The 5,886-nt window shown below is 61.3% G+C and carries 4 protein-coding genes; 2 read left to right on the plus strand and 2 right to left on the minus strand.

Features of this window, described 5'->3' with window-relative positions:
- Positions 1 to 162 precede the first annotated feature (162 nt).
- Positions 163 to 2,742 carry a [protein-PII] uridylyltransferase gene (locus WCA85_RS22910; RefSeq protein WP_424067142.1) on the minus strand — a complete coding sequence of 860 codons (2,580 nt, stop codon included), beginning with the start codon at positions 2,740 to 2,742 and terminating at the stop codon, positions 163 to 165.
- Between the two features lie 34 nt (positions 2,743 to 2,776).
- A complete protein-coding gene (gene map, locus WCA85_RS22915; protein WP_424067143.1) occupies positions 2,777 to 3,586 on the minus strand; it encodes a type I methionyl aminopeptidase in 810 nt (269 codons plus the stop codon).
- A 443-nt stretch (positions 3,587 to 4,029) separates the two neighbouring features.
- Here map and rpsB point away from each other — a divergent pair, with 443 nt between their 5' ends.
- Both rpsB and tsf read left to right on the plus strand, forming a co-directional pair.
- A complete protein-coding gene (gene rpsB, locus WCA85_RS22920) occupies positions 4,030 to 4,782 on the plus strand; it encodes a 30S ribosomal protein S2 (protein ID WP_424067144.1) in 753 nt (250 codons plus the stop codon).
- A 165-nt stretch (positions 4,783 to 4,947) separates the two neighbouring features.
- Positions 4,948 to 5,829: a translation elongation factor Ts gene (tsf, locus tag WCA85_RS22925; protein ID WP_424067145.1), complete on the plus strand. Its 882-nt coding sequence runs from the start codon at positions 4,948 to 4,950 to the stop codon at positions 5,827 to 5,829.
- Positions 5,830 to 5,886: the final 57 nt, after the last annotated feature.

Below are 5,886 nucleotides of genomic sequence, written 5' to 3' on the forward strand. Positions count from 1 at the left end.
CCACTCGGCGCGGCATCGCGTTCAGGCGGGCGTGGCGTGGCGGGTCGTGGGCCAGGCGGACGCGTAGGTTTGCGCGCGGTGGTACTACCCGAGCGAACAGGGGCGCGTTCGGACGAAGCCGACCGCGGGTGCTTGGCTGTCAATTTGACTCGCATGGAAATCTCACACTGCGATCGCGCGCAGCAGTTCGGTTTCGACCTGAATTTGCAGGCGGCTGTCCGAGAGGCCGCGTCCGTCCAGCAGGAACACGTCCTCGACGCGTTCGCCGAGCGTATTGATCCGCGCCGATTGGACGCCGACCTGATGCTCGGCCAGCACGCGCGCGATCGAATAAAGAAGGCCTGGCCGGTCGTTCGCCGACACGGACAGGATGTAGTACTGGCCGCGCTCGTCGGCCCGAAGGTCGACGCGCGGCGTAACAGGGAAGGTTCGCGACAGGCGCGACAGACGCCCCTTCGACGGATCCGGCAGCAGGGTGCCGTCCATCGTGAGGCGCGCGGTCAATTCCTGCTCGACCAGATTGGCGATGTCGCGATAATGCACGTCATCTTCGGTGTGCTGGACGATAAAGTTGTCCAGCGCGTAGCCGTGGCGGGTTGTGCTGACGCGAGCATCGAGCACTGACAGCGAATTCCTGTCGAAATATGCGCAGATACCGGCAAAGAGGTCAGGCCGGTCCTTCACGTAGACCAGCACCTGCAGGGCCTCGCCTACTGGCGATGGCCGGGCGCGGACGATCGGAGTAGGCGTTTCGACATGACGGTACAGCACGCGTGTCTGCCACGCGATATCCGCCGAGTCATGGCGCAGGAAGTAGCCGATATCCAGCTTGTCCCACAGCGCCCGGTGGGCGTTCTCGGGCACCGTTTCGAGCCGCAGAAGCGCCAGTGCCTCTTCCTGGCGCGACTTCAGTTCGGAGTGCGCGTCAGGCCGTGCTCCGCCGAGTACGGCGAGCGTGGCGCGGTACAGGTCTTCAAGAAGCTTGCCTTTCCACCCGTTCCAGACCTTCGGACTGGTGCCGCGAATGTCGGCAACGGTCAGCAGGTAGAGCGCGGTCAGGTGTCGCTCGTTGCCGACCATTTCCGCGAACCGCTTGATGACTTCCGGATCGCTCGTGTCCTGTTTCTGGGCGACCTGGCTCATTGTCAGGTGATGCTGCACCATCCACACCACCAGGTCGCTATCGGCGGTCTCGATGCCGTGTTCGCGGCAGAAGCGCCGCGCATCCGCCATGCCAAGCGTGGAATGGTCGCCGCCGCGACCCTTGGCGATGTCGTGGAACAGCGCCGCCACGTACAGCACCCAGGGCCGCTCAAAGTTGGCGATCAACTGGCTGCAAAACGGGTATTCGTGCACGTGTTCGGCAACGGCGAAGCGGCGCAAGTTACGCAGCACCATCAGGATGTGCTGGTCGACGGTGTACACGTGATACAGATCGTGCTGCATCTGCCCGACGATGCGGCGGAAATTCAGCAGATAACGCCCCAGCACGCTGGTCTGGTTCATCAGCCGCAACGCATGGGTGATGCCGGCCGGCTGCTTGAGGATCTGCATGAACAGGCGCCGGTTCTCGGGATCACGGCGCCAATGCTGGTCCATGGCGTCGCGGGCGTTGTAGATCGCGCGCAGCGTACGTGCCGACAGACCCTTGACGCCGGGCGTCTCTTCATAGAGCAGGAATGCCTCGAGAATCGCGTTCGGTTCGCGTTCGAAGACGTCGTCGCTGGCAATCTCCAGCATGCCCTGTTTCTCGACGAAGCGCTCCGACAGCACGCGCGTAATACCGCTCGTGCTGGGAAAGAGCTGCGCCTCGATGTTCTGGATCAGAATCGTCGCCAGTTGCGTGACTGCCTTGGCCGCCCAGTAGTAGCGGCGCATCAGCTGTTCGCTGGCGCGCTTGGTGGCGGTTGGCTTGTAGCCGAAGCTCTCCGCCAGCGCAGTCTGCAGGTCGAACACCAGAATGTCCTGACGCCGCCCGGCAATGACATGCAGCCGCGCGCGCAGCGCCTTCAGGAAGCCTTCGTTGCGGTCGAGTTCGCGGGCTTCGCGCTCGGTAATCAGACCGCGTGCTTCGAGTTCCTGCCAACTGCTGCCAAAGCCGGCTGCCTGGGTCATCCAGAGGATCAGTTGCAGATCGCGCAGGCCACCCGGGCTTTCCTTGATGTTTGGCTCGAGCGAATACGGCGTGTCCTGGAATTTGGCGTGCCGTTGGCGCATCTCCAGCACCTTTGCCTGGAAGAACGCACGCGGATCGAGGGCTTCACGGTAACGCCGTGCAAAACCTTCAAACAAGGTCTTGCTGCCAGTAATGCAGCGGGCCTCCAGCAGGGAGGTTTGCACCGTGACATCGTTGACGGCCTCCTCGAGGCACTGTGAGACCGACCGCACGCTGCTGCCCAGTTCCAGCCCCAGATCCCAGGCGAGACTGATGAACCGCTCGATGCGCGCTTCGAGATGGGCGATCGGCTGATCGGGCAACAACACGAGAATGTCGATGTCCGAATGCGGCGCGAGTTCGCCGCGCCCGTAGCCACCGACCGCCACCAGCGCAAGCGTGGGCGGCAAGTCGCAGGCGTTCCAGGCGCCGCGCAGCGATTCGTCGGTGGCGCGCGCGAGCGACCCCATCAACGATTCGACGTTGCTCGCCAGCTTGAAGCGCTCCAGCAATCTGGCTTTGGCCACCTTGTAGTCCGCCTTGAGCGTCGAGGCATTGGAAAGGGCAACGGCTGGAACACTGCTCATGGGCACGCGCGTAAAGGAAGACGAAGGGCGGCGTTCAGGCCGTGGCCGCGACGATGGGCGGACGGGCTGGCGTGTTGGCGGAGACGGTCAGCACGTCATACCCGGACTCAGTGACGAGTACGGTGTGCTCCCATTGCGCCGACAGGCTGCGGTCCTTGGTTTTGACGGTCCACTGATCCGGCATGGTGCGGATATCGCGGCGACCGGCGTTGATCATCGGTTCGACCGTGAAAATCATGCCTTGCTGTAATTCGAGGCCGGTGCCCGGACGCCCGTAATGCAGGATCTGCGGATCTTCGTGAAACACCGTGCCGATGCCATGGCCGCAATATTCGCGCACCACGCTGTAGCCTTGACCTTCCGCATGCTTCTGGATGGCGTAGCCGATGTCGCCGAGATGGGCCCCAGGACGGATCTGGTCGATCCCGAGCCACATGCATTCATAGGTCACCTGGACCAGACGCTTCGCCAGAATCGAGCCTTCGCCGACGATGAACATGCGGCTCGTATCGCCGAAATAACCTTCCTTGATCACGGTGACGTCGATATTCAGCGCGTCACCGTTCTTCAGCGTCTTGTCGCCCGGGATGCCATGGCAGATCACGTCGTTGACGGAAATGCAGGTGGCTTTCGGGTAGGGCGGGTAGCCAGGCGGCTGATAATTGAGCGGAGCCGGGATGGTGCCCTGTTCCTTCAACATATATTCGTGGCACAGGCGGTCCAGTTCCCCGGTAGTAATACCGGCGGTAACGAACGGCGTGATGTAGTCGAGCAGTTCGCTGGCGAGTCTGCAGGCGACACGCATTTGCGCGATATCGTGTTCGTTTTTGAGCGTAATAGCCATGAGTCGGGCCTGAAATGCGGGTTATTCACGGATTATCGCACCATATTCCCGCTCTCGCAGGGTTTTGAGGCGCGTGCAGCCTGGCGGACGGCCGCCAGGCTGGGCTGTCTCGCGGCTGCGCCGTCAGGTGCAACCGGGCCTCAAAGTCAGGGCTACCGGCAGGTTGAGTCGGCCGATAGTCACGTGCTATAATCTCTGGCTAAGTCGATCCACGTTATTTATCTCGCGGGAAAGACCGGTTCGTAGCGATAGTTGCCTGCGCTACGGGCGTTTTCAGGTAGGGCTTGTGGTGCCGCATAGGCGGTGCAGGGCGTTACCCAAGGCAGCAGACTCGCAAGCCGGCAGCACCCAGGGTGTCCGTCGCGTCCAGTTTCTCGCCAATGGCGAAAACGGCGCGGCCGATACGGCAGCCGGCTTAAGACCCAACCCTAGCGGAGATTTACATGGCAGTTACCATGCGTCAAATGCTGGAAGCAGGTGTCCACTTCGGTCACCAAACGCGCTTCTGGAACCCGAAGATGGCCCCCTTCATTTTCGGTCATCGCAACAAGATTCACATCATCAACCTCGAAAAGACGCTGCCGATGTACAACGACGCACTGAAGTATGTGCGTCAACTGGCAGCTAACCGCGGCACGATCCTGTTTGTTGGCACGAAGCGTCAATCGCGCGACACGATCGCCGAAGAGGCGCAACGCGCTGGCATGCCGTACGTCAACGCACGCTGGCTCGGCGGCATGTTGACCAACTTCAAGACGCTGAAGGTTTCGATCAAGCGCCTGAAGGACATGGAAGCATTGCTGGAATCGGGTGAAGCTGAGCGCATGAGCAAGAAAGAAGCGCTGCTGTTCGAACGCGAAATCGCCAAGCTGCAAAAGTCGATCGGCGGCGTGAAGGACATGGGCGGCATTCCGGACGCAATTTTTGTGGTTGACGTCGGCTACCACAAGATTGCTGTGACCGAAGCCAACAAGCTCGGCGTGCCGGTTATCGCAGTGGTCGACACGAACCACTCGCCGGAAGGCATCGACTACGTGATCCCGGGTAACGACGACGCCAGCAAGGCAGTCGCTCTGTACACGGCTGGCGTGGCTGACGCGATCGTCGAAGGCCGTGCAAACGCGGTCAACGAAGTCGTTCAGGCTGCTCGCGGCGGTGACGGCGATGAGTTCGTCGAGGTCAACGGGGAAGCGTAAAGCTGCCCCGTGTCCGGCAAAAAAGGGGGCTTTCTACAGGCCCCCTTTTTTTAAGTCATGACACCTGGAAACAGTGCGGAAAATTTCGCGCTGAGCGGAAACGAATTCTTGTCGCCGGCATCGAAGTGCGGGCGGCGTGTGTAAGACAGACTCAAGGAGCAGATGATGGCGGCAATTACCGCAAGCATGGTTGCAGAACTGCGCGCGAAGACCGATGCGCCGATGATGGAATGCAAGAAGGCGCTGACGGAAGCCGAAGGCGACATGGAGCGTGCTGAAGAACTGCTGCGCGTGAAGCTCGGCAACAAGGCCAGCAAGGCCGCTTCGCGCGTGACAGCAGAAGGCGTAATCGCTTCGTTCATCGGCGGCAACGCCGGTTCGATCGTTGAACTGAACTGCGAAACCGACTTCGTCTCCAAGAACGACGACTTCCTCGCGTTCACCAAGCAAGTGGCCGAACTGGTCGCTACGCAAAACCCGGCTGATGTCGCAGCGCTGTCGGCTCTGCCGCTGGAAGGCTCGACGGTCGACGCAGTGCGTCTCGCGCTGGTCGGCAAGATTGGCGAAAACCTGTCCATTCGCCGTTTCGCGCGTTTCGAGACCGCCAACAAGCTGGCTGCGTACCTGCACGGCACGCGTATCGGCGTGCTGGTCGAGTACACCGGCGCGGACGAGCAGGTTGGCAAGGACGTCGCCATGCACATCGCGGCCATGAAGCCGGTCTCGCTGTCGTCGGACGAAGTGCCGGCCGACCTGATCGCGAAGGAACGCAGCATTGCTGAACAGAAGGCCGCTGAATCGGGCAAGCCGGCTGAAATCGTCGCCAAGATGGTCGACGGCAGCGTGCAGAAGTATCTGAAGGAAGTGTCGCTGCTGAACCAGACGTTCGTTAAGAACGACAAGCAGACGATCGAGCAGATGCTGAAGGCGGCGGGCTCGAGCGTGCAGAAGTTCGCACTGTTCGTGGTCGGCGAAGGCATCGAGAAGAAGCAGGACGACTTCGCAGCAGAAGTGGCTGCTCAAGTTGCTGCTGCAAAGCAACAATAAGCTTCACCTAAGTTTTAAGCCGTATCGTTGGACCCGCGGCGGGGCAAGACCCTGCCG

This window comes from Paraburkholderia sp., assembly GCF_049581445.1.
In the GTDB taxonomy this organism is placed as follows: Bacteria; Pseudomonadota; Gammaproteobacteria; order Burkholderiales; family Burkholderiaceae; genus Paraburkholderia.

Excerpts from the sequence above, each read along its gene's own strand:
- WCA85_RS22910 (WP_424067142.1), bottom strand. The coding sequence starts at position 2,742 with ATGAGCAGTGTTCCAGCCGTTGCCCTTTCCAATGCCTCGACGCTCAAG.
- map (WP_424067143.1), bottom strand. The coding sequence starts at position 3,586 with ATGGCTATTACGCTCAAAAACGAACACGATATCGCGCAAATGCGTGTC.
- rpsB (WP_424067144.1), top strand. The coding sequence starts at position 4,030 with ATGGCAGTTACCATGCGTCAAATGCTGGAAGCAGGTGTCCACTTCGGT.
- tsf (WP_424067145.1), top strand. The coding sequence starts at position 4,948 with ATGGCGGCAATTACCGCAAGCATGGTTGCAGAACTGCGCGCGAAGACC.